Annotated in this window: 27 protein-coding genes; 12 read left to right on the forward strand and 15 right to left on the reverse strand. The window is 48.2% G+C overall.

Annotation, left to right across the window (positions count from 1 at the left end; all coding sequences use genetic code 11):
* Window positions 1–13: 13 nt before the first annotated feature.
* The 3 genes from NC980_RS15390 to NC980_RS15400 are packed head-to-tail and all read right to left on the reverse strand — an operon-like array spanning window position 14 to window position 3149.
* Window positions 14–1099, reverse strand: a complete 1086-nt coding sequence (locus NC980_RS15390) for a glycosyltransferase (protein WP_190379485.1) — start codon at window positions 1097–1099, stop codon at window positions 14–16.
* Between the two features lie 29 nt (window positions 1100–1128).
* A complete protein-coding gene (locus NC980_RS15395) occupies window positions 1129–2025 on the reverse strand; it encodes a HEAT repeat domain-containing protein (protein WP_190379486.1) in 897 nt (298 codons plus the stop codon).
* 53 nt (window positions 2026–2078) lie between these two features.
* A complete protein-coding gene (locus tag NC980_RS15400) occupies window positions 2079–3149 on the reverse strand; it encodes a DMT family transporter (protein ID WP_190379487.1) in 1071 nt (356 codons plus the stop codon).
* Between the two features lie 138 nt (window positions 3150–3287).
* Between NC980_RS15400 and sppA the strand changes: the two genes are divergently transcribed.
* Both sppA and aroH read left to right on the forward strand, forming a co-directional pair.
* Window positions 3288–4124 carry a signal peptide peptidase SppA gene (sppA, locus tag NC980_RS15405; RefSeq protein WP_190379488.1) on the forward strand — a complete coding sequence of 279 codons (837 nt, stop codon included), beginning with the start codon at window positions 3288–3290 and terminating at the stop codon, window positions 4122–4124.
* Window positions 4125–4207: 83 nt separating this feature from the next.
* On the forward strand, window positions 4208–4603 hold the full coding sequence (gene aroH / locus NC980_RS15410) for a chorismate mutase (RefSeq protein WP_190379489.1): 396 nt from the start codon (window positions 4208–4210) through the stop codon (window positions 4601–4603).
* 161 nt (window positions 4604–4764) lie between these two features.
* On the opposite strand, the gene NC980_RS15415 is transcribed toward aroH, so the two are convergent.
* From NC980_RS15415 to NC980_RS15425, 3 genes are all read right to left on the reverse strand, one after another.
* Window positions 4765–5130 carry a phage holin family protein gene (locus tag NC980_RS15415; RefSeq protein WP_190379490.1) on the reverse strand — a complete coding sequence of 122 codons (366 nt, stop codon included), beginning with the start codon at window positions 5128–5130 and terminating at the stop codon, window positions 4765–4767.
* 129 nt (window positions 5131–5259) lie between these two features.
* Window positions 5260–6171 (reverse strand): beta-carotene hydroxylase, encoded by a 912-nt coding sequence (gene crtR, locus NC980_RS15420; protein ID WP_190379491.1) that lies wholly within the window; start codon window positions 6169–6171, stop codon window positions 5260–5262.
* 147 nt (window positions 6172–6318) lie between these two features.
* On the reverse strand, window positions 6319–7155 hold the full coding sequence (locus tag NC980_RS15425) for a metal-dependent hydrolase (protein WP_190379492.1): 837 nt from the start codon (window positions 7153–7155) through the stop codon (window positions 6319–6321).
* A gap of 227 nt (window positions 7156–7382) precedes the next feature.
* Here NC980_RS15425 and NC980_RS15430 point away from each other — a divergent pair, with 227 nt between their 5' ends.
* From NC980_RS15430 to crtC, 7 genes are all read left to right on the forward strand, one after another.
* Window positions 7383–7658: a hypothetical protein gene (locus NC980_RS15430; RefSeq protein ID WP_190379493.1), complete on the forward strand. Its 276-nt coding sequence runs from the start codon at window positions 7383–7385 to the stop codon at window positions 7656–7658.
* 82 nt (window positions 7659–7740) lie between these two features.
* Window positions 7741–8184: an RrF2 family transcriptional regulator gene (locus NC980_RS15435; RefSeq protein WP_190379522.1), complete on the forward strand. Its 444-nt coding sequence runs from the start codon at window positions 7741–7743 to the stop codon at window positions 8182–8184.
* A gap of 1 nt (window position 8185) precedes the next feature.
* Window positions 8186–9124, forward strand: coding sequence for an adenosylcobinamide-phosphate synthase CbiB (gene cbiB / locus NC980_RS15440; RefSeq protein ID WP_190379494.1), 939 nt, complete (start codon window positions 8186–8188; stop codon window positions 9122–9124).
* A 3-nt stretch (window positions 9125–9127) separates the two neighbouring features.
* On the forward strand, window positions 9128–9670 hold the full coding sequence (locus NC980_RS15445) for a DciA family protein (RefSeq protein ID WP_190379495.1): 543 nt from the start codon (window positions 9128–9130) through the stop codon (window positions 9668–9670).
* Window positions 9671–9734: 64 nt separating this feature from the next.
* A complete protein-coding gene (locus NC980_RS15450) occupies window positions 9735–12644 on the forward strand; it encodes a UPF0182 family protein (RefSeq protein WP_190379496.1) in 2910 nt (969 codons plus the stop codon).
* A gap of 151 nt (window positions 12645–12795) precedes the next feature.
* Complete coding sequence (locus tag NC980_RS15455) at window positions 12796–13404, forward strand: HpsJ family protein (RefSeq protein WP_190379497.1); 609 nt, start codon at window positions 12796–12798, stop codon at window positions 13402–13404.
* Window positions 13405–13429: 25 nt separating this feature from the next.
* Window positions 13430–14323, forward strand: coding sequence for a cyanoexosortase C (crtC, locus tag NC980_RS15460; protein WP_190379498.1), 894 nt, complete (start codon window positions 13430–13432; stop codon window positions 14321–14323).
* A 19-nt stretch (window positions 14324–14342) separates the two neighbouring features.
* Here the strand turns inward: crtC and NC980_RS15465 are convergent, their stop codons facing one another.
* The 6 genes from NC980_RS15465 to NC980_RS15490 form a co-directional block, all read right to left on the reverse strand.
* On the reverse strand, window positions 14343–15149 hold the full coding sequence (locus tag NC980_RS15465) for a helix-turn-helix domain-containing protein (protein WP_190379499.1): 807 nt from the start codon (window positions 15147–15149) through the stop codon (window positions 14343–14345).
* Between the two features lie 142 nt (window positions 15150–15291).
* Window positions 15292–15570, reverse strand: a complete 279-nt coding sequence (locus NC980_RS15470; RefSeq protein WP_190379500.1) for a 4a-hydroxytetrahydrobiopterin dehydratase — start codon at window positions 15568–15570, stop codon at window positions 15292–15294.
* Window positions 15571–15750: 180 nt separating this feature from the next.
* Window positions 15751–16530: an MBL fold metallo-hydrolase gene (locus NC980_RS15475; RefSeq protein WP_190379501.1), complete on the reverse strand. Its 780-nt coding sequence runs from the start codon at window positions 16528–16530 to the stop codon at window positions 15751–15753.
* 42 nt (window positions 16531–16572) lie between these two features.
* Window positions 16573–16776, reverse strand: coding sequence for an RNA-binding S4 domain-containing protein (locus tag NC980_RS15480; RefSeq protein WP_190379502.1), 204 nt, complete (start codon window positions 16774–16776; stop codon window positions 16573–16575).
* A 115-nt stretch (window positions 16777–16891) separates the two neighbouring features.
* On the reverse strand, window positions 16892–17143 hold the full coding sequence (locus NC980_RS15485) for a hypothetical protein (protein ID WP_190379503.1): 252 nt from the start codon (window positions 17141–17143) through the stop codon (window positions 16892–16894).
* 78 nt (window positions 17144–17221) lie between these two features.
* Window positions 17222–18367: an AI-2E family transporter gene (locus tag NC980_RS15490; RefSeq protein ID WP_242027212.1), complete on the reverse strand. Its 1146-nt coding sequence runs from the start codon at window positions 18365–18367 to the stop codon at window positions 17222–17224.
* A 111-nt stretch (window positions 18368–18478) separates the two neighbouring features.
* Between NC980_RS15490 and NC980_RS15495 the strand changes: the two genes are divergently transcribed.
* Window positions 18479–18835 (forward strand): hypothetical protein, encoded by a 357-nt coding sequence (locus NC980_RS15495; protein ID WP_190379504.1) that lies wholly within the window; start codon window positions 18479–18481, stop codon window positions 18833–18835.
* Here NC980_RS15495 and NC980_RS15500 read toward each other — a convergent pair.
* The 3 genes from NC980_RS15500 to NC980_RS15510 form a co-directional block, all read right to left on the reverse strand.
* Window positions 18807–20201 (reverse strand): AAA family ATPase, encoded by a 1395-nt coding sequence (locus NC980_RS15500; protein ID WP_190379505.1) that lies wholly within the window; start codon window positions 20199–20201, stop codon window positions 18807–18809. The genes NC980_RS15495 and NC980_RS15500 overlap by 29 nt on opposite strands.
* 81 nt (window positions 20202–20282) lie before the next feature.
* Complete coding sequence (locus tag NC980_RS15505; protein ID WP_190379506.1) at window positions 20283–20696, reverse strand: VOC family protein; 414 nt, start codon at window positions 20694–20696, stop codon at window positions 20283–20285.
* Between the two features lie 5 nt (window positions 20697–20701).
* Window positions 20702–21211, reverse strand: coding sequence for a TIGR02652 family protein (locus NC980_RS15510; protein ID WP_190379507.1), 510 nt, complete (start codon window positions 21209–21211; stop codon window positions 20702–20704).
* 96 nt (window positions 21212–21307) lie between these two features.
* Here NC980_RS15510 and NC980_RS15515 point away from each other — a divergent pair, with 96 nt between their 5' ends.
* Together NC980_RS15515 and NC980_RS15520 are read left to right on the forward strand one after the other, a co-directional pair.
* Window positions 21308–21862, forward strand: a complete 555-nt coding sequence (locus NC980_RS15515) for a gamma carbonic anhydrase family protein (RefSeq protein WP_190379523.1) — start codon at window positions 21308–21310, stop codon at window positions 21860–21862.
* 87 nt (window positions 21863–21949) lie between these two features.
* Window positions 21950–22069: a photosystem II protein Y gene (locus NC980_RS15520; protein ID WP_190379508.1), complete on the forward strand. Its 120-nt coding sequence runs from the start codon at window positions 21950–21952 to the stop codon at window positions 22067–22069.
* Window positions 22070–22224 lie beyond the last annotated feature (155 nt).

A 22224-nucleotide genomic window follows, 5' to 3' on the forward strand; every position in this document is an offset into this window, starting at 1 on the left:
CAAATTTCGCGATCTATAAATCTTGGAATTGTACAATGCGATCGAGCCAAATTTCTAACCGCTCTCCGATCGCTTCTAAAGAATACTCGCGCTCTGCCTGCTGACGACATTCGGCGCGATCGATTTGCTCTAGTTTAGAAATCGCCTCAACTAATCCAGCGACGCTATCCGGTTCAACCAGCCACCCCGTTTTACCCGCCTGCACAATCTCAGCCGGCCCACCGCGACGATACGCGATCACCGGAACACCGCAGGCTAGTGCTTCGATCGCTACATTGCCAAACGCTTCGACCCAATGCGGAGTCATCAACAACGCCCTCGATTCTCCCAGCGCTTTTTGTAAATCCTGAGTAGAGAGAAAGCCACAATAGTTGATCGGCGCATTTGGATAGCTTGCTTGAATGTGATTCCAGTACGCTTCATCTTGAATCACGCCCCAGATTTTCAGCGGAATTCCAATTTGGTCAACGGCAGCAACCGCATCTTCTAACCCTTTTTCGGGGGCAATTCGACCGACCCAAGCGAGGTGATTTTTTGGGGTTGGATTGAATTGGTACTGCGATAAATCAAAGCCATTTTTGAGATTAAAACAGCGATCGCGAAACGAAAATGTCTCTGCTTGCGCCAAACTGTGAACCGCGATCGTCGCGGGAAACTGTTCAGCAACTTGAGCAATGATTTGATCCATTGCATCGGTCAGCGATCCCATGCTGACCAAATGAGCGATCGGGCGCTCAAAAAATGGAGTGAGATAGAACGGCAGCCAATCATAGGCAAAATTAATCAGCACATCATACTCATGCTGAACTTGCCGCGCATAGTTCCAAGCATTCCCCAACACTGAATTCGCAGGTAGCGTAATCAGGGCATCGCGCCCCTGAGATTGCGCCGTAATTTGGAGATTTCCCGCGATCGGCACTAGCGGAATGCCATCCAGAACAGAGCCTTCAGGCGCGACCACTGTCACTGAATGATTGAGAAGGATCAGCGATCGGGCAATATTTGTGAGCGTCAGTTCAACGCCGCCGCCTAAACCGGAGCCGATCGCGCCAACCGGAGTAGACAGCAGCAGTAATTTAAGCGGATTCGAGCGAGACACAGGATTCTAACGTGGAGTGTTTTCCTACTCTACGGCAAACTCTCTGGATTTTTCAGCGTGGGCGCTTCTGAGGGAGCCGATCGAATTCGATTCAATTGTCCCAATGCCCATTTTGCTGTGTCTTGCACCTCTTGATCTGAATCTTCGGTCGCTTGATGCAGCAAATGACTCATCTGCGAAACCATGTCAAACACGCGGGTCAAATCCCGAATGGCATTTTTTCGCACCTCTGCATTCTCATCTTGGAGCGAAACAGCTAACACTCTTGTCATGGGTTTCAGGGTTCGAGTGCCAATTTCTGAAAGTGCAGATAGAACTAAACTTCGCTGCTTAGAATCCGACTCGACGAGCAGATCAACCAACGGTTGCACAGCACGAGTATCTCCGCGCTGTCCTAGCTCCCAAATGACTTTGCGGCGCTTTGCAGGGTCAAGCGATCGTAAGTCTTGAATCAGTTCATCAACAATGTTGATTTTTGCAAGACGAGTGGTTTCTTCGATCGCAAGTGAAGAAACTGCTTTGGGTAATTCAACGACCTGCAGTATTCCACCAGATCCTGCCTGGGTGGCGGTTTCTGATTGAGAATTCCCGGTGAGCGGCAGAAGCTCCGGTCTTATATCAGGAGTTCCATTGCTGCTAGATACCACTGACTGCGATCGCTCCAGATTCTCGATCGCGCGGCTCTGCTCACTTAAATTCTCAGCGATCAATTTGCGCTTGAGTACCCAAACCGTAACCGCTCCAGCAATGCTCGTTGCCCCAAGCCCACCCAGAAACAAAGGTGATGCCCAAAACGGCGTTTTTGCTGGCTCTCCAGTTTTGGCTAAAAGCGGTGTAGCTAATTGAGAGGGAACAGCTTGAACTGAGCGCGTAGACAAACTGAGACAAGCCGCGCAAGTGACAATCAGGAGGAGAGAACGAGTCATAGCGGAATCCAAAACGGAAGGTCATATCGCCATCCGACTCGGATTGCTAAAAGCTAAGAGTCGGAATCGGACAGAGTCGTAATTTCACTGAGAGTTGATTCGGCTTGCGGTAGCAATTGCCTTTTCTCGGCTATGTTACCCTGAACTTCCTCGATCGACTCAGAAATCGAACCACTGAGTTTCTCGCCCAACACATCCCGCTGATTAATTAAGTAAATGCTAATTAGCGTGAAGCCCACGCCCACCCACTGAACCGGGCTCAAGACTTCTGCGAGGAAAAGATTTCCAAACAACAGCGCAAATACAGGGGTCAAAAAGGTCAGCGAACTTAAACTCGTAAGACTTCCACTGGCAGCAAAGTAGAAAAACAAGCCGTAGGCGATCGCGCTACCAAAAATCGTCGAATACGAGAGCGACACCCAGTTCGCTGCCGTTAAATTCGTCCATTGTCCACTTTCTAGCTGGTTTGATAATCCAAACAGCGGCAATCCGCCTAAAATCATGTGCCATCCCGTCGCCACAATTGGATCAGTATACCGGCAGACATAGCGCGAAATAATTGTTCCGACCGCCATTGATAATGCCGCTAACAGCATCAGCCACTGTCCGTTATCGAACAATCCTGCTAATAAATCGGTAAACGAATGAATATCTAATAGGGCATCGCCTAACCGCGATCCAGCAGAAAGAATCCATTCTTCCGGTAATCCCAGTAAGCTAATGCCGCAAACGCCGATCGCAAGTCCCAACCAGCCCCAAACCCCAATCTTTTCACCGAACAACCACAGCGCCATGAGTGCCACCGCTAGCGGCTGCGAATCGATCATTACCGATCCCAATCCCGCTCCGGTTCTAACTAATCCCTGAGCGAGAAAGCCCTGAAACATCGCCCCATCTACGATCGCAAACAAACTAATCCAGAGCCATGCTGCCCACCCTTTAGGCTGCGATCGACCCATAAATGCCGCCGTTAGCAGCACCAAAAGTCCCGCAGGTAGTAAGCGCACCCCCGCTAAGAAAAACGGAGTCGTATTTGGAATTACGCCTTTCATCGCTACCATTGCGGTTCCCCACAGGAAAAACGGTGCAATCAGGAGGATCAAAGAGCGAGATTTAGTCTGCATGAGTGCGATTTGGAAATGGTGTTCTTCTCATCTTAATAAATTATGTAGAAGTGTTAAGTAGTCTGGATAGCGATGTCGATCGAATGGATCTCAAGCGGAAACGTTAAAATTGTCTTAACTTGTGATGGTTAAGGCATTATGGTGCGGTTGTTTAAGCGTGGGTTGCGGAAGCAGATTGCTCGAATTGAAGTTAAAGGTGCGATCGCGGGCGCAACTCGAAAACGAGTGTTAGAAAATTTGAAAACGGTGGAGGAGTGGGAGTTTCCGGCGTTATTGCTGAGAATTGACAGTCCTGGCGGAACGGTAGGCGATTCGCAGGAGATTTATGAAGCGCTGAAGCGGTTGGGGCAAAAAACTAAGATTGTTGCGAGCTACGGCAATATTTCCGCATCGGGCGGGGTATATATCGGCATGGGCGCACAGCACATCGTGGCGAATCCTGGAACGATTACAGGTAGCATTGGTGTAATCCTGCGCGGTAACAATATTGAGCGATTGCTAGAGAAAGTTGGCGTATCGTTCAAGGTGATTAAATCAGGGCCCTACAAAGATATTTTGTCGTTCGATCGCGAACTCACAGAGCCAGAACAAAAAATTCTGCAAGACCTGATCGATATCAGCTATTCTCAATTTGTGCAAACGGTTGCAGAGTCGCGACATCTTTCAGAAGAAACGGTGCGATCGTTTGCAGACGGACGAATTTTTACCGGACAGCAGGCGGTTGAATTGGGTGTGGTCGATCGTTTAGGAACCGAAGAAGATGCGCGACGCTGGGCATGTGAACTGGTGAATCTCGATCCAGAGAAGACGAAGACTTATAACTTTGAAGAAAAGAAATCCTTAGTCGGTCGCTTTGCCTCGAACGATCGTCTAGACGGTTTAATCGGAGCTTTACCGCCGCTTGTGGTAGGTATGGACTGGTTGGAATTTGAACTTGAGACTTGCGGATTGCCGCTGTGGTTGTATCGTCCTTAGATCAAAGCATTTATCCGGATTTCACCCTTGCCCTTTCGTTGATAATCTAGGTACGAACGAGCAAGACTTAGGAGGACGGGAACGTGCATTGGCGAGTACGAGCAATCCGGGGAGCGACCACCGCTTCAGAGAATACGATCGAGGCAATTCGGGAAGCGGTAATAGAGTTATTGGATGAGTTAGAAACTTATAACCAACTCGACCCGGAGGAAATCGTCAGCGCTACGTTTACAGTCACTAAGGATCTTGATGCGATTTTTCCAGCGGCAATCGCTCGTGAGCGCTCCCACTGGGCGAATGTGCCCCTGATTGATGTTCAGCAAATGCACGTCCAGGGTAGCTTAGAGCGCTGTATTCGGTTTCTGATTCATTTCAATACGCCTGATCCAGATGTGAAAATTCATCATCCTTATTTGCGGCAGGCGAAGAATTTACGACCGGATTGGGCATTGAGTTCGATCGCAAGTCCTCAAAATTAGCGAAAAAAAGGGCGGTATCTCGACCGCCCTTTTTTATTTCAGAATTCTATGGGCATCGATCAGTTATCAAACAATTATTAAAGTCCCCCAACTTGTGAGGGATCTAGGGGGCAGCCAACCGCTCAAACCGCAGCGAAAACCTTTGTCAAACTTATGTTTAGTTACGCATTCGGCTTGAGATCAACATTGCGCTCAGCAAAATACTTGTTCAAGAATGTGCTTGCCAGCGACAGAATAAACGGTGCGACCAAGAAGGACACTAAACCGTGAGCTTGGAATCCTGGAACCAAAGCAGCCGCCAAGGTAAAGCAAATTCCGTTAATGACGATCGAGAACAATCCCAACGTCAGCAGGTTAATCGGTAGCGTCAACAGCGACAAAATTGGTTTGATAAAAGTATTCACCAAACCGATCGCCACACCTGCAATCAGCGCGACCGCAAAGCTTTCAATATTGACACCGGGTAATACAATATCCACGACAAGCAAGCTAAGTGCTGTTACCAGGATGGTTAGGAAATATCCCATGTTTGTTTTCTCCGCATTAATAACAATTTTTCTATAGCTAATTCTGGCGCAGCGATCGTAAAAGCATCCTCTCCATCCAGGCAGATCTTAAAAAGCCCCAGCTCTCACTTCAGAGTTGGGGCTTTCCGGCTATTCAGCGATCGGCGCTTCTGGGATTTCTTTAATCGGCTTGGGATGAATCCGAATGCCTAAGAAAACGTCGTAGAGGAAGCCAAAAAAGTCTTCTTTAAGCAGTCCGATTGATTGCGGCGCTCCTTTTTCATCCAAAATCGGCTTTGCTGCATAGTATGCAGCTTGATATTTGTACCAGGGTACAGCGGGCCAAAGATGATGCACCAAGTGATAGTTCTGTCCCAAAATCAAGCCGTTCAGAATTCGACTTGGATAGACTCTGGCATTTTTCCAGCGATCACGTTCCTTAAATGGACGATGCGGCAGGTAGTCAAAGAACAGCCCTAACACCAAGCCCACGATCGCCAAAGGAATAAACCAGAAGTTAAACACATAGCCCAAAAAGTGGTACTTTACTGCGACAAAGACGATCATCGCTAATGACAGGCGCGCTAAAAACCACTCAAACAGCTCATTTTTGCGCCACAGCTTTCTCTGAAAGAAAAAGAACTCGTGATACATAAATCGCGCATTAATGATCCAGAGTGGCCCGAACGTCGAAACGACGTGATCTGGGTCGTTTTCAGGATCATTGACGTTGCCGTGATGTTGGATGTGTACCCGCGTAAAGACTGGATAAGAAAAGCACAGGAAAAAAGCGCTTCCATGTCCAAGGAGTGCATTCATCACCTTATTGCGGTGCGCCACGCCATGACAAGCATCGTGGATCACCGTTCCCAGCAGATGCAGCCCGATCGTATTTAGACAAAAACAAACCCAATCCACCCATCCCCAACACCAGTAGCCGAGTGTGGTGATAATGGCGATCGCGTTTGAGATCAGAAATATTAATAACGTTGGATTAAAATCACCGGGCGCTCCCAGCAACTCCCTCGGAATCGTCAGGGGCTTCGTTGCCGCCTCCGACATCACACCACCTCTCATACATGAATACTTTGCGTATTGTACGATACGTGCTGTGGTTAAGTTAAGTAAAGCAACCAGAGAGATATTGTGACCCTACTCTTTTCAGATTTAGAATTGCCCTGGTTCTTAACCAGAGGCATTACAAGCAACTTAAAGCTGAATCGTTTGACCCACTTTCATGACTTGAAGCTTTGTTGCGACTCTTTGGCGATCGAGTTCGGCTTGAAACGCTTGAGGTGTTCCGGTTAATAAAGGGAAAGTGCCAAAGTGCATCGGGATCACAACATTTGGCTTGACATAACTCACCGCAGTGGCTGCCCGCTTAGGCCCCATGGTGAAGCGATCGCCGATGCAAGCCAGCATCACCGAAACTTTACGAAATTCTGGGATCAACCGCATATCCAAGAAAACGTCAGTATCGCCTGTGTGATAGATGACAGGCCCATTCTGCACTGTGATTAAAAATCCTCCCGGATTGCCTGCATACTGGGCTGGATTCCCATCTGATGCAACAGCCGAACTGTGAACAGCTGGAATGAAAGCAACTTTCACTTCATTGTTTAACAGCGTCAGTTCACCCCCGAAATTCCCTAGAGTTTGCGTGGTAGCTAGGTTTTTGGGATAGCCGATGCCTACTAATGCCTGTCCTAAGTCGGCGGTGCTGACTAAGGGGGCGTTTGTTTTTTTGGCGATCGTCACGGCATCGCCGACATGATCAAAGTGACCATGTGTAATCAGAATCAAATCTGCTCGGTTGAGATTGGCGAGATCGGTTTTGCCGTTTGGATTTACAGGATTAGTCAGCCAGGGATCGATTAACAGGACTTTACCCGATGGAGTGGTGAGCTTAAATGCGGACTGTCCGTACCATTGCAATTGCGTTTTTCCAGCCGTAGCGCTTGATCCCTGCGGTACGACACTCACCATCAAAATTACGATTGCGACTGAAACAAGCAGCGCCACTTGAAGCAGGCGCTTGAGATTCATAACCATTCAAAACACTGTCTTTTGAGCAAGGGACATCGGATTCTAGTGGAAATTCCTCCGAAGTTTTGCCTATATATCGCAAAATTTGCCAATCTTTACGGTTGACAACAGAGCGAGATCTATTCCTGCTTTTGTTAATCAAGTTATAATCATTGAGAGCAAGATATCTCTGTTAGTCCGGTTAGAGCCGGTCTGCAAGCAAGTTCCTGAGTATGGTGGAGTCGAGGATGAATCAGACAGTTGAAAAGTGGTTAACCATTGCTGCGCTTACGGGCTGGACTGCATCGATCGTAAGTTTAGTTGGACTGGCGCTTCGGCCTACTCCTCCTGCGATCGCGTCTCGTCCGGTTCAGCCTTCAAGCTTACAGTTAGTAACCCGTTCCAAGTTTCTGTCCAATCCCTCAGTCTCGGAAAGACTCAAGATTCAGCAAGAGCTTGCAAGTACAGGAATTCCAACGAGCACTTCTAAAGACTACTGGGTGAAATCTCTAAAAGAGCGGTAGAACTGGGTTGAGTGCATGACCTCAATAGAATCCGCCTTCCCTGTTAGGCTATTCAGAGTAGGATGAGACAATTTCTCTGATGATGAAGCTAACGACACGCGGGCATTACAGCGTGAAGGCGTTGCTAGATTTGTGCTTTCAGCCAGAATATGGACCAGCTTCGGTCAAGGCGATCTCGCTTCGGCAAGATCTTCCGGCTCCTTATCTGGAAAAGTTGCTAATCGAAATGCGCCGAGCAAAATTGGTTCACTCGATTCGAGGGGCGCAGGGCGGGTATCAACTGGCGCGACATCCCGCAGAAATTTCACTAGGACAGATTCTTGCGGCAGTTGGGGAAAGTGTGGAACCTTTGGCGCACCATACGCCGGATGATGCTCAGGCAGAAGACTGGGTGGCGTTTAGCGTGTGGAATCGACTGTACAAAAAGCTGCAAAACGCGCTGTACAGCATTTCACTGGAAGATTTATACTACGATGCGCGGAGTTGGCGGGCATCTCAGGGAGAAGGGGCGAGCTTTGTGGTTTGAGATGAGCGGGGTTTTAATCGGGGCAGCATTGCTGGATCTTTGCATCGGCGATCCGTGGAATTGGATTCATCCGGTGCAGGTGATGGGATGGACGATCGAGCAATTCAAAACGATCGCGTTTCGATTCACCAAAAATCCGATTCTCCTCAAGGGTGCAGGAATTGTCTTGACGATCGCGCTCATTCTAGGAAGCGCTACGATCGCTTGGGGCGCAATTGAAGTTGCAAAATCAATTCATCCAGCGTTTGGGACTGCAATTGCGATCGTTTTGCTTGCGAGTTGTTTTGCAGGACGAAGTTTGAGAATGGCTGCGGAAGATGTTTTAGGCTTGCTGCCGAATTTGGAGGAGGCGCGATCGCGATTACGCTTGTATGTCGGTCGGGACACAGAGAATTTGCCGGAACCAGAGATTCTTAGAGCTATTCTAGAAACTGTGACCGAGAATGCTGTTGATGGTGTGATGGCTCCATTGTTTTATGCGTTGATTGGAGCATTTACGCCTGTGGGGAGTGTTCCGTTGGCGATCGCGTATAAGGCAGCGAGTACGCTCGATTCAATGATTGGCTATCGAGAAGCGCCATTTACGGATTTTGGGTGGTTTAGCGCTAAAACCGATGATGTTCTGACTTGGCTCCCTTGTCGGTTGACGGTGTTTACTTTAGGTCTGATTTCAGGCAAGCCGCTTGAGGTTTGGAGCCTTTGCCAACGAGATGCGCCAAAGGATTCGAGTCCAAATTCGGGTTGGAGTGAGTGTGTGTATGCGGCGGTTTTAGGCGTTCAAGTTGGTGGAGTGAATTATTATCGCGGCGTTAAGAAACAGAAACCATTACTCGGTGAACCGCTACGACCGATTACGATCGACACCATTCACCAAGCGACGAACTTAACGCGATCGTGCTTCTTGATTTGGTTAGCGATCGCACTCGTATTTCTTCAATAAATTATGTCGTTTCAAGAATTACAGTCGATTTTGGGGGCGATCGAGCCGCATTATCAGTCTCTAGAGCGTCAACAGCTACAGCGCATTCTAGAGATCTGGGCAGAACTGGTTAGCGAGAAGATTGCGAATTATGCTCAACCGATCGCTATTCAGCGCAACGTTCTGGAAGTAACGACTGCGAGTCCAGTTTGGACACAGACGCTTGTGTTTGAACGTTCCATGATTTTGAGAAAGATTCGAGAGCGGTTATCGATCGATCTCAGCGACATTCGATTTTCGACCGCTCAATGGCGATCGCCTCAGACTGAAACTCCAGTTGAGTCTGATCCTTGGCAAAGTCATCCGAGTCTTTTACCAAGGCAAACTTCAGAGATTGAAACGCAGCTTGCGCTATTTAGCAATGCCAAAACTGCATTTGATCGCTGGTCATCGATCGTACAGAGTCGCGCTCAACATTTGCCGCTTTGTCCGGAGTGCGGCAGTCCAACGCCGCCGGGAGAGCTTCAACGCTGGTCAGTTTGTGCAATTTGCGCTGCAAAACGTTAGAGAATGCGCCTTCTAATTCGCGTTAAACTAACGTGAGTTTGATGAAAAGATTCGCTTCAACGCTGTGCTTCAAAACACTTTCCTAAAGTTTTTCACCTTCTGTTTAGGTGGATGGATTTTGCTTAGTGTCTTTGCTCATTTTGGAGCAGAGATTTTTTGGTTTCAGGAGGTCGGGTATCTGCCCGTTTTTCTGATAAAAACTATTACTCAGGGACTGCTAGGACTGATTGTTGCAGGCGTGACGATCGCATATTTTCTGCTCAATCTCAGAACGGTCGATCGATTAAAACATGACCCACTAATCGATGAAAAAGAGGCGCGATTTGATACACTCCTATCTCTACGGTTGAGAACACTGTTACCACTGGCGATCGTACTCAGCCTCACGATCGGGTTTATGCTCGCTCACTATGGACAGTTAGCTTGGCGTTATTGGCAATCAAATTTCGTCACAACAGTTTCATTGTTTAATCTCAGTGCAATTTGGCAAATTGTTCAGCACTTTAGCACTGAAATCTGGTATCCGGCGATCGCGTTCGCTGCTGCAATTTCGATTCTGATTTTTCCTCAATTTTTATTAACTGCGATCGCAATTGTATTAACTCTATTATTGAGCTTCATATTATCTCAGCATTGGATCGCTCTATTGCAGTATCTGTATCCCACTGCATTTAATGCAGCAGATCCTCTATTTAATCGCGAGATTAGCTTTTATATTTTTGCACTTCCCATCGCTGAATTGCTTTCACTATGGTTAGTAGGATTGTCGCTGTTTGGATTGCTCTCTGTTAGTTTGAGCTATCTGTTATCTGGGAATAGCCTGAGTGAAGGGCGTTTTCTTGGATTCTCCTCTACACAACAGCGCCACTTATTTGGAGTAGGCAGTCTGTTCATGTTCTCGCTGGCATTTAGCTATTGGCTCAGCCGTTATGAACTGCTTTACTCAACGCGAGGAGCCGTTTATGGCGCAGGCTATACCGATATCCATGTCCAGTTACCCGCCTATGTTGCGCTCGGAATCACGGCACTTGCGATCGCGTTCTATCTCTTCTGGCGCTGGATCTTCTGGCGACCGAGATCGAAGCGTCGTCGCTGGGTCGGCTTTGGATTAATTGTCTACGGTGTTGTTGCCATCGTTGCGATTGTTCTGCCCGAAGTGGTGCAGTACCTCATCGTGCAGCCAAATGAATTGGTACGAGAGCAACCTTATATTGAAAAATCGATCGCCCTCACTCGTCAAGCGTTTGGCTTGAATGCGATCGACACTCAAACTTTTAATCCTCAAGGACAGCTCAGCGAAGCAGATTTGAGAAACAACGATCTCACCGTTCGCAATATTCGACTGTGGGATCAGCGCCCTTTGCTAGACACCAATCGCGAATTGCAGCAGATTCGGCTCTATTATCGGTTTCCCGATGCGGATTTCGATCGCTACACGCTACGCACCGAAGCCCCGACCCAAAGACCCAGCGCTCCAGCATCATCGCCTCAACCCGCACCGAGTCAGACTGAACGCCGACAAGTCCTAATTGCTGCAAGAGAATTAGATTACCGCGCTGTTCCAGAACAAGCTCAAACCTGGGTAAATCAACACTTGGTTTATACACACGGGTATGGATTTACGGTCAGTCCAGTGAATGTCGTGGGGGCAGGTGGATTACCAGAATATTTTGTCAAAGATATCGGTAACACAAACGGGGGCGCACTTGTAACATCGAGTCAAGCGATTCGCGATAGTATCCCGATCGGTAGACCCCGAATCTATTACGGTGAGCTTACCGATACGCACGTTATGACAGGAACTCGGCAGCAAGAGTTAGACTATCCGAGCGGCAGCGATAATGCCTACAACAGCTACGACGGTAAAGGTGGTCTCTCGATCGGATCTTGGTGGCGACGTAGTTTGTTTGCAATGTATTTGAAAGATTGGCGGCTGCTAGTCACGCGGGAGTTTTTGCCAGAAACGAAAGTGCTGTTTCGGCGCACCATAAAGCAGCGGATTCAAGCGATCGCGCCATTTCTCAGATATGACAGCAATCCTTACCTTGTCGCTGCAAATGGCAATTCAAATGCCTCAGAACCCAATCAAAATTATCTTTATTGGATGATCGATGCGTATGCAGCGAGCGAGCGTTATCCTTACTCTGAGCCAACACAAAATCAAATTAATTACATTCGCAATTCCGTTAAAGTTGTGATTGATGCTTACAATGGCTCAGTCGATTTCTATGTTGCTGATCCAAGTGATCCCATCATTACTACTTGGACAAAAATATTTCCAAGTTTATTTAAGCCACTCAGCGCCATGCCCGAAACGCTGCGTCAGCACATTCGCTATCCCGTAGACTTTTTCAAAATTCAATCCGATCGTCTCAGAACTTATCACATGACTGATCCCCAAGTGTTTTACAACCGGGAGGATCAATGGACGATCGCAAATGAAGTCTACGGCAATCAATCACGACTGGTCGAGCCTTACTATCTAATTACCAGCCTTCCGACCGTTCCGTTTGAAGAATTTATTCTATTGTTGCCTTACACTCCGCAGGCTCGCACAAACTTGGTTGCTTGGTTAGCAGCGCGATCGGACGGTGAAAACTACGGGCGATTGCTGCTCTATACCTTTCCCAAAGAGCGTTTAGTCTATGGCCCTGAACAAATCGAAGCGCGAATCAATCAAGACCCCGTGATTTCGCAACAAATTTCACTCTGGAATCGTCAGGGGTCGAGAGCAATTCAAGGAAATCTACTCGTCGTTCCGATCGAACAATCGCTGCTCTACGTCGAACCCATCTATCTGGAAGCCGAGCAAAACAGTTTACCCACTTTAGTCAGAGTCGTCGTTGCTTACGAAAATCGCATTGTCATGACTCCAACTTTGGAAGAGTCGCTAAAAGCTATCTTCCGCCCGGAAGTGACTCCTGCCCCTGTGATTATTCGACCTGTTGAGGAATCCCCTGCCCAGACTCAGTAAACTCTGGATGAATCGACTATCTAGGATTAATGAAGTTTAAGTATTTTCCCTAGTTCACTAAAATCGCGTTGATACAATTGAGGCATTCCTTTCGCGGAATTCCGACGCAATCTACCGAATTTTGTAGAGGTTACTTTAGCGTCGCTTGTGTATGACTTTTACTTCTAAACCGATCGTGAGTTCCCCGCTAATTGAGTCGTCACGCGCAAAAAAGCTTTGTCGCATCGTAGGGTGCACTTGTCTGGTTGCTTTTGCGCTCGATTTTCTAGTCATTGTGTTTCCCGTCAATGTTGCAGAAGCAGGTTGGCGCTTGGGAACGCTGCAACAAATTAGCAACCGCAGTATTGTCATCTTGTTTGGGCTATCTCTGTTAATTTACGGAGCCGAACGGCGAAAACTGCTGCGATCGATCTCGCTATTTTGTTTTGCGATCGGCATTTCGTTTCTATTGTTTTGTGCAGTAGTGGCACAGGATAGCTTATCGTTGCAGCGTCAAGCACTCGATCGCATCAGCGCTCAGTCCTCGCAGATTAGCTCACGCATCGAGGCGATTCAATCTGATCCCAATGCGGCAGGGAAAATCTCACCGCAGCAGATAGAGCAAGCCACGCAGCAACTCACTACCCGCACAGAAACCGCAAAGCAAACGGCAAATAACAGCATTTTCAAAACTGGTTTTCTGTCCGTTGGCAATTTTGCTGTGATTGGAATTTCGCTTTTGGTTCTAGGGCGCTACGGATTGTACTTATTTAGACATTGATTTTAGACATTGACTTTAAACATGGATGCCTAGAGATTTTGCCGACTTCAAATCAAGCCTGAGATCAATCCATAACTGGATTCTTTTGCTCGGTGCAGCACTTGGACTGGGCGTGTATTTTCCGACTTGGTTATCGCTTGCTGCAACGACTCAGGTGAGCGGGATGCCCCATTTGATTCTGAATGTGCTGCTTATCGGGCTTGCCGTTCGACAGTTAAGACGCGATCAGCATCACGCTTCACTCAGCCAACCTCTAATTGAAGATCAATGGCTTGGAAGTAGCCTTGTGCTGGGCGGTCTAGCTATTTTTTATTTTTATTACCCAGCTACGGCTCCGCAAGCGTTTGGCTGCATGATTATGCTGATTGGCGGCACTCTAAGCTATCTTGGCTTAAGCTTTTTGCGCCATCAATGGTTGGCGATCGCGCTGCTCACGATCAGCCTACATCCAAATTGGCAGCGCATCGCCCGTCACCTCTGGAGTATCTTTGCGCCACCGAAAGCTTTGGCGGAGTTTATGGCGTGGGGAGGCAGTTGGGTATTGCGGGCGATCGGGCAACCTGTTGATTTGCAGAATGAGTTCGTGATTTTGCCAGCCGGAAGCGTGGAAGTTGCGCCCGGATGTGATGGATTTGAAATGGCGTTTGTCATTATGATCGCCGCCGTGATCATCGGATTAGCGTTTCGAGTGAGAGCGATCTTGATGGTGCGGTTGATCGTCATCGGAATCACGCTGGCGTTATTACTTAATATTGTGCGAATTGCAGTGATGGTATTAGCAGCCGTTTACTGGGGCAAAGCTGCGTTTGAGTTCTGGCATGGGTCGATCGGCGGGCAGGTTTTTTCTGGAATGTTATTTACGATTTACTATTATGCAATTCAGCCAATTTTGAATTTGAAGCGTGAAGGCACTGGTTAATCAATGCCTTCAGAATTTTCTAGAGCCGTTCGGGTGCAGCAACTTGCATCTTTGCACTTATTTTTGCAGTCGGTTGAGCTTCAGCTTTGGAAGCAGGTTCAACTTGAGGCGAATTCAAGCTCTTCATTGATGGGCTAGGAGTCGATTGGTGCGAGAGCCAAACAAACCCGCCGCTCAACATTGCGGCATAACCGAGATAGAGATGCACAGGTTTTAGCGCCATTCCACCAATCTCGATCGCGCTCTTTTGCGGGGGATGATACCAAGTCGGCAGGACAGCTTTGACAGGATCGATCTCAGGCAGCAATTCGAGAAGCTGATCACTATTGAGATCGAGCGCTTTGGCAATGCGGTGTATGAATCCCCGCAGGTAGATATCTTCGGGCAAGTGCGCTCCGTGACCCGCTTCGATCGCCTGCAGTTGATGTACCGGAACCAGCGTTTTGCTGTGCAACTCCGCGATCGACATTGCTCGGACTTGGCGGGCAGTGCGAATTTGTGCGCCTAATCGAGCTAAACCTGCCTGGCGATGCTGCTCCGACTCGGATAGGGGCTTCTTGCAGTGAACAGGTTCAGCAGGTTTTGGGGCGGCTTGGGGCATCATTTCCCGCAGCGCTAATCGAATCGCTTCTCGTCCAACGGCTTTGAGACAAAATTGTGCGGATGCGCCTTCAGGAAGGCTTTCTTCCAAACTTGCTACCGCGCGACGAAAGACTTCGCTGCGGCAAAGTTCGGATTCAATTTGAGAAAGCAAAGCGCGGAATCCTTCGGAGGACTCCTCACCTGTTCCTACGATGCTGGTGATTTTTAAATCTTGCGCTAACATTTCCAGTCCTCGCCAAAATCAAGAATTGCGATCGTCTCTGTACAAGGTTCAGACGATGTTCTCTAGGTTACGTAGGAACCCTTTACGCACGATTATTTCGCTCTTCCGGACTAACGTAAAAAATCTGGACATTCGGCTGAATCTATTCCAATTGATTGGCTCGACGCGCCCACTCTATATCTTTCGAGGTAATCCCGCCAGCGTCGTGGGTGGTGAGGTCGATCGTGACGCGATTGTAAACGTTGAACCATTCTGGATGATGTCCAAGCGCTTCGGAAACGAGTGCCAAGCTTGACATGAATCCGAAAGCTTCGACAAACGAGGGAAATTTGAATTCGCGATGCAGTTTGCCGTTTTGAATTGTCCAACCCTCAAGCTGTTTGAGTTCGGTTTCGAGTTGTTGTCTGGAAAGTGGGGGCATAGTCACACCTTTATGAAGTTTGGGGTTTTCGCTTCAGTTTAAGCGGCTTCTTGCCCCCTAAGTCCCCCATAAACGGGAGACTTTGAGAATCTTGCACCTTTCTCGGTTTGAAGTCTCTCAGCCGTGAGGGATTTAGGGGGCTTCCCAGATTGCACAACGAAGCAGTTAATTTCGTTATACTTAGAGCGAATTTGCGATCGTCGCCGACTCGACAGCAATCTCAATGCGATCGCCCGGTTTGGGTTCAATCACCTGTGTATTGAGATTCGCTTGAGCCAGTTTGGCACGAAAATCCTCAACATTGCCGATTTCCTTGAGCAGCGAGATCAAAACGCCTTCAAATTGAATCTCTCCACCTGCTGCGGTCGGGAGCATCACTTGAGGTTTAACCTGCTTCGCAAGATCGATCGCGCTCTCAGTCCCTTTGATAATCGAACCTACTAGGGGCAAGGCTAAATCGATCATCGGTGTGATCACGACATCGATCGGAGTGGGTAATGCTGAAGGATGATTTCCGTGCGGCTCATAGTACATTGTTACCCCGGTTGGTAATTCTGTCAGCAAATAGCCGTTTTCCTGCGTAGCTGGACCTAATGCCGATCCTACAGTGGCTTGAATTTGCACCGATGAATTGAGCGTAAACGATTCTCCAGGCTTTAACGTCGTAATCGACTTAAAGCCGATCGCTTGTGCAACTTTTGCCGCACTTGTAGAAGCAACAACCGGAATCGATCGATCTAACCGCTTCAACGTTTCAGGATGGGCGTGATCCTCAATGCCTTGAGACAGCAAAATCAGATCGAGATTTTCGGGAATGGGACGATCGTGCGATCGGGTTCCTTTGAACAACCATCCAACATTGCCAAAGGTCAATTCGCCGACCAACCACGGATCAAGCAGAAGGCGTCGATCGGCTAATTCAAGCAGCCAGGAATTACTATCAAGCCAAGTAAGATACATTGTCGCTGACCGGAACGCTACTCCATTTGATTCTAAGGGAGATTAGACTTCAATGGTTTCTCCCAGCGTGGTCACGCGATCTCCTTTGACTAATTTGCGTCCGCGTCGGGTCTCAATCTTGCCATTTACCCGCACTTCTCCCGACTGAATTAACAGTTTCGCCTGTCCACCCGTCTGCGCCAGTCCTTGAAACTTGAGAAATTGATCTAATTTAATTGTGTCGTCTTGAATTGTGTCGTCCTGCATTTTCGTATCGTTGATTGCGTCATTCGATCGTACCGAATGGTTTGCAAAATCGGGATGCAATCACGAAATTGCGCAGAGCGACTAAGCCACTCTGCGCGATCTGAAAATTAGAGGTTTAATAGCGATCAACACTCCCCGCAAACACTGGCTCAACTCGCAAACTTACTACTCGCGCTGGACGCACCACCATGTATTCGCCCTGGATGTTTTTAATCGGAACACTAATAAAATCTTCTGAAGCGGCTTTCGGCATCAGTTCGCCACTGTACCACTTTTGAAAATCTTGAATTGTCGGAAATCGCACTTCTTCGCGATGTCCACCTTCCATCATGATATGGACAGAAAATTCGGTCGGCGTTCTAGGCATCTGAGTTCACCCTAAACAGGACAGATTCAGTATGGGCGAACACCGAAAAGAACTATCAAGCAATTGCACATTACACCGTTAACTGTCGGTCGCTTTTGTCAGTTCCGCCGAGTCCGATCGTCCGATCGTCAGCGGATGCGGATCTGTGGTCACTAAAATCGTTGGATGAGGCGATCGCAACGACACCAAAATGCTCTTAATCACAACCGCGATCGGCACTGCTACCACCACACCCAGCAATCCGCCGACTCGCGCCCCCATCAGAATCGAAACAAATACCCACACCGGATTCAGTCCCGTAAAGCTACCCAGCACACGCGGCATGATCAGATTTTCAATGATCTGCTGCACAATCAACGAGGCAATCAACACCTCAACGCCCAACCCAATATCTCGCAACGCTACCAGCAGCGAGACCAACGCAATTCCGACCGATCCGCCAAATGGAATCAGCGCCATTGTGCCGATCGTTAACCCAAACAGCAATCCAAACGGAACGCGCAACGTCAGAAAGATTACCGTCAGCACAAACCCCATCGAGGTAGACGAGATCAACTGACTGAAGAAGAAGTTCTGGAAGCTCAGGCGCAATGTTTCGCTAAATGGATCTCGAATCCGAGGCGGCAACCATTCAACTAAACTTTGCCACAGACGATCACTGTGTTGCAGCAAATAAAATGTCAATACTAACGTCAACACGACATCGAGCAAACTGGTGACAGTAATTACCGCTAACCCAAGAATATCCCCAGCTAATCGCTGCAATTGATTCTTCAATGGAGCCGTGATTTGATCTGCCAATACATCGAGACTCACTGGGAATCCAGCTTTTTCGATTTGATCGTTGAGCAGGATTAATTGTCTTTGTCCTGAGTCGATCCAATCTGGTAATCGAACCACCAACTGTTGAGCTTGCTGGAGTGCCAACGGAACCAGGGTCACCCCGATCGCAAGTAAAACCGAAATCGTAAACAGAAACACGACAATTGCCGACCGTCCTCGTGTCGCTCCGTGCTGCTGCATATAGCTAACTGGATAATTCAGCAAAAAGGTCAGCAACGATGCGCCAGCGACAATGACTAATAAAGAATGAAAATAATCAAAAATAGACGAGATCGCCCACGCATTCAACACCACAAGCGGCACAAAAAAGGCGATCACAACCGCTTTTAATACTGGAGATAAAGAATCCCACCAAATCCACACTTTATTGCGATGAGGCATGATGCAACAACTAACGACAGTAATTCACGAGATCGTTTTGGGCAGTCTCTAGTTATTATTATCGCGCTTTGGTTTCGGTTCATCCTCCTTCCGCCGTGATCCCTTTGACTTATGAATGATCTCGATCGCCTAGAACCCGATGCAGTCCGGCATTTGCGGCTATTTTTCTATCTTTTACCCGTTTTTGGATTTTTTCCAGCCCTTTGGACGCTGTATCGACAATCGAGCAGCCGCCAAGAACGCGCATTGAGTCGATTCGTGGTGAAGCTTGCGATGGGCTGGCTGTTGCTCTACGGATTGATGGGCGCGAGCGCCTTTACGTCTGACTCCGCGCAGTTGCCGCTATTGTTGACGGCAAGCTTTCTCACTTCGGGTTACTTTGTGCTGAATTTGGTTCTGATGGTGCGGTTGTGGCAGCGAAAATCGATCGTCCTGCCGCTCATTGGGAAAGTCGGGAGATTGCTTTAAGCACGTGATGTAGCTCGATTTCTGAGGCATCTTGTGAAAGAGCTTCGATCGCCGAAATCTCTGCAATTTTCTGAATTTCTCCCCCAGTAAGGGAATGCTTCTTAGCCAACGTTTGCCAGTCTATTTCAGAGATCGGCGTTACTTCGGGAAATGCCTGCTTCCAAAGCTGCACACGAGCCGCAGCATCGGGTTTAGAAAATTCGATCGTAAAGTGAATGCGCGATCGTAGTGCGGTTGGGATTGCAAGTCGATGTCGCACACTAAAGCAAGTTAAACCGCTACGAGCCTCAATCAGTTGAATCACCTGTGCAATCGGAGCCGATCGCTTTAACCACCGTTCAGCCGATTTAATCAATACGAATTCTGGTGCCTGATCAATCAACTCTTCGATCAGTTCGATCGAATCATCCACGATCGCGAGATCAATTTCAGTCAGTGACAGGGCTAATTTTTGGGCGATCGATTGAGCCGCGATCGTCTTCCCCGTTCCACTAGCACCGATCAATAAAGCAGTCACGCCTGTCGATGCGGTAAATCCCCAAGCTTGTAGCTGGGGTGCAAATCGAATGCGATCGCACACTTGCGCCAGTTGCGCTTGAACGGCTTCCGGCAACACCAGATTGACGGATCTTCTTGATCGCGTCATTGCGATCAGCGCGGGCATCTGAGCGGCAATTAACTCTTCTAGTTCAGCTAATTCTGCTGGCTCACTCAGCAAAAAATTAACGCCTTCATCGGAAAGCTTGATCGATCGTGATAAAAACGACGATCGATCATTCTCCTCTACCTCAATCAAGCCCGATCTCATCAATCGGCTGGAATCACTCAAGCTCGATCTCACCGTCCGCCATTCTGCATCGGTTCGACAAAGCAAGCGGAGTACGAGATCGATCGTCGGTCGCTCAGCAACATCATGACCGCTTTGTAAGTAGCCATACAGTTGCGCATATCGACGGTGAACTTCCGGCGCGAGGGCAATTAGAACTACATTTTTCTCAAACGTTGTCAGATTCAAGCGATCGCACAACATCGGCAGCGCCAATCCAATTCCATGCTGCCCACTTGCCTGAATCCGTGCGTCTAATTGCTGCTGATAGGTTGGAGTAGGCGCAGATTTGCGCCGCTCAACCGGAGAATCCGACGCGATCGCCTCGTCTAAACTAATCAATCCTTTCCACCAATGACTGGTAACGCGATCTGCTTTAGTTTGCGATACCCGCTCGATCGTCTTTACGTCCTTGCGCTGTTTCGCCACGGCAGTCAACAACAACCGCTCCAGCCAGTTAAATTCAACTTTGAGATATGTCCAGTTATCGAGAAAGGGTTCCGAGCGCATACCACACCAAATCGATCCGGGTGAGAGCATGGTACTCTACTGCCCGAATTTCGGCATGAAAGACAAATCGAATTTCTTAGAGATAGTCTGAATTCGCCTTCCTGAGTTTCATTACTTCAGCCGATTGAGAAATTCGATCGGTAATCCGTCCGCATCGGCAATGAATGCCACTTCATACACGCGATCGCCGATCATTTGCTGTGTCGGCTCCAGTAACACCGTTAACGCTTGATCTTGCTCACCCAATTTCGTTTTCAACGATTCGATCCACTGCGGCAATTCATCGGTCAATTCCGTCACATCAAACGACAGATGATAGTATCCGGTGTAATGCTCATCGTGAAAGGCATCGAGTACGGGTTTCGGTTCAGGAATTTGCAGCAGTTCGATCCGTCCGCCCAAGCCTTCCATCCAGCATGCTAAGGTATAACCCGTTTGGAATCGCTCACACACTTGAAATCCAAGCTGCTCGTAGAATGCGATCGCCCTGAAAATATCAGCCGTTCGGATCGAAACGTGGTGCATTGGCTCTATTCAAACAATCGAAAATACGGATAGCGAACAGGCGCTCCTGGTTCCTTCTCTAAATCAAAATTAATTACATCCCAGCAGGGATCATCTTTTGGATCAGGACTAAACTCGACCGGAAGCCCATAAAGTCTCGGTTTCGGAGAATCGGATTGTCCCCTCCAAGGGGTACTCCGCTCTAAATACGTGCTGATGAGTTCCTTATAGCGCTGAGCAATAATCACGCGAGTCGCTCGGTAGCCCTGCGTATAAAGTCGATCGAGCGCCTCATGAATCTCAAATCGAATGCCATCCGGATGGGTGTGTTGGCGATACCATTCATCATTCCACAGCCGCCAGTGTCGCGCTGATTGGAGATGAATGAGTTCGCCTGTCTTCGGATTCGCCTCAAACGCGCCGTGGCGTGGACACAAATAGGTATCTGTCAGAGTCAACGCTGGGATCGTTTGCCGACAGTGTGGGCACTGAATTTCGGGTCCAAATATCGGGTACTGCAAACTGGGATTAATCATGAAGTGCGGGAAATCGAATATTTCATTAAAGTGAAGCGCGATCGTGAAATTATTATAACGGTCTTCTCTTTGCGCGTTTCTAGTCTCATTATCACCGTGAATCCTTCTGAAGTCCCAATTCTTTTTTCTCCGTCTTATTGGAATCCTCCCGATTTGACGATCGCTGCCTTCGTTGCGCCTAATGCTACGGTAATTGGCAATGTCGAAATCGCTGCTGGAGTCAGCATTTGGTATAACGCAGTCGTCCGCGCCGATGTAGAAAGAATCTGCCTTGGGGCCAGCACGAATATTCAAGATGGGGCAATTCTTCACGGTGATCCGGGTCATCCGACGATCCTCGAAAAATTTGTCACGGTGGGGCATCGAGCCGTGATTCATAGCGCTCATATCGAGCGGGGCTGTTTGATTGGTATCGGGGCGATCGTCCTTGATGGGGTACGAGTGGGAGCAGGCAGCATCATTGGAGCGGGATCAGTTGTGACTAAGGATGTACCGCCACGATCGTTAGTCGTTGGCGTTCCGGGCAAGCCGATTCGTGAACTTTTAGATTCAGAAGTCGAACACCTGATCGAACACGCTCAACATTACGAGAAATTAGCACTCGTTCACGCGAACAAAGGAACGGATCTCGGTTTTCGTGTACAAATGTGAACCCTCTGAGAAAACTGCTTTGAAAGCTACACGAAATACGGTACAAATTTAAATTATTGAAACGTCTGATTAAGCGAGAGAGCGGGTATGGATTTTGATTTTCGCGTCCTAATCGTGTTATTTCCGATCATTCTGGCAGGGGGTTGGGCTGTTTCTCGAATTCTTCCTTACGCATTACAGCAAGTGAAGGGCTTCTTGGCAAAGTAACCGCTAAATTAAGCCTTCACGCTTGAGCCGACTTTTCTCACCCTAGGGCGTATCTGCAAAGTCTAAATGTAAGGTAATGCCCTATTTGAGCCAAATTAGAATTGCAGCAATTGTCAGCATCGCCAGATAGTTCTCTGCCCGTTTTTCATACCGTG

This window comes from Leptolyngbya sp. AS-A5 (assembly GCF_039962495.1).
Lineage (GTDB): Bacteria > Cyanobacteriota > Cyanobacteriia > Leptolyngbyales > Leptolyngbyaceae > Leptolyngbya.

Coding starts and splice junctions, on each gene's coding strand:
- crtR (WP_190379491.1), bottom strand. CDS start 6,171: ATGTCGGAGGCGGCAACGAAGCCCCTGACGATTCCGAGGGAGTTGCTG.
- NC980_RS15520 (WP_190379508.1), top strand. CDS start 21,950: ATGGATTTTGATTTTCGCGTCCTAATCGTGTTATTTCCGATCATTCTG.
- sppA (WP_190379488.1), top strand. CDS start 3,288: ATGGTGCGGTTGTTTAAGCGTGGGTTGCGGAAGCAGATTGCTCGAATT.
- NC980_RS15465 (WP_190379499.1), bottom strand. CDS start 15,149: ATGTTAGCGCAAGATTTAAAAATCACCAGCATCGTAGGAACAGGTGAG.
- NC980_RS15445 (WP_190379495.1), top strand. CDS start 9,128: ATGTCGTTTCAAGAATTACAGTCGATTTTGGGGGCGATCGAGCCGCAT.
- NC980_RS15435 (WP_190379522.1), top strand. CDS start 7,741: ATGAAGCTAACGACACGCGGGCATTACAGCGTGAAGGCGTTGCTAGAT.
- NC980_RS15485 (WP_190379503.1), bottom strand. CDS start 17,143: ATGCCTAGAACGCCGACCGAATTTTCTGTCCATATCATGATGGAAGGT.
- crtC (WP_190379498.1), top strand. CDS start 13,430: ATGCCTAGAGATTTTGCCGACTTCAAATCAAGCCTGAGATCAATCCAT.
- NC980_RS15490 (WP_242027212.1), bottom strand. CDS start 18,367: ATGCCTCATCGCAATAAAGTGTGGATTTGGTGGGATTCTTTATCTCCA.
- NC980_RS15455 (WP_190379497.1), top strand. CDS start 12,796: ATGACTTTTACTTCTAAACCGATCGTGAGTTCCCCGCTAATTGAGTCG.
- NC980_RS15400 (WP_190379487.1), bottom strand. CDS start 3,149: ATGCAGACTAAATCTCGCTCTTTGATCCTCCTGATTGCACCGTTTTTC.
- NC980_RS15430 (WP_190379493.1), top strand. CDS start 7,383: ATGAATCAGACAGTTGAAAAGTGGTTAACCATTGCTGCGCTTACGGGC.
- NC980_RS15415 (WP_190379490.1), bottom strand. CDS start 5,130: ATGGGATATTTCCTAACCATCCTGGTAACAGCACTTAGCTTGCTTGTC.
- cbiB (WP_190379494.1), top strand. CDS start 8,186: ATGAGCGGGGTTTTAATCGGGGCAGCATTGCTGGATCTTTGCATCGGC.
- NC980_RS15480 (WP_190379502.1), bottom strand. CDS start 16,776: ATGCAGGACGACACAATTCAAGACGACACAATTAAATTAGATCAATTT.
- NC980_RS15500 (WP_190379505.1), bottom strand. CDS start 20,201: ATGCTCTCACCCGGATCGATTTGGTGTGGTATGCGCTCGGAACCCTTT.
- NC980_RS15475 (WP_190379501.1), bottom strand. CDS start 16,530: ATGTATCTTACTTGGCTTGATAGTAATTCCTGGCTGCTTGAATTAGCC.
- NC980_RS15495 (WP_190379504.1), top strand. CDS start 18,479: ATGAATGATCTCGATCGCCTAGAACCCGATGCAGTCCGGCATTTGCGG.
- NC980_RS15470 (WP_190379500.1), bottom strand. CDS start 15,570: ATGCCCCCACTTTCCAGACAACAACTCGAAACCGAACTCAAACAGCTT.
- NC980_RS15395 (WP_190379486.1), bottom strand. CDS start 2,025: ATGACTCGTTCTCTCCTCCTGATTGTCACTTGCGCGGCTTGTCTCAGT.
- NC980_RS15505 (WP_190379506.1), bottom strand. CDS start 20,696: ATGCACCACGTTTCGATCCGAACGGCTGATATTTTCAGGGCGATCGCA.
- NC980_RS15425 (WP_190379492.1), bottom strand. CDS start 7,155: ATGAATCTCAAGCGCCTGCTTCAAGTGGCGCTGCTTGTTTCAGTCGCA.
- NC980_RS15510 (WP_190379507.1), bottom strand. CDS start 21,211: ATGATTAATCCCAGTTTGCAGTACCCGATATTTGGACCCGAAATTCAG.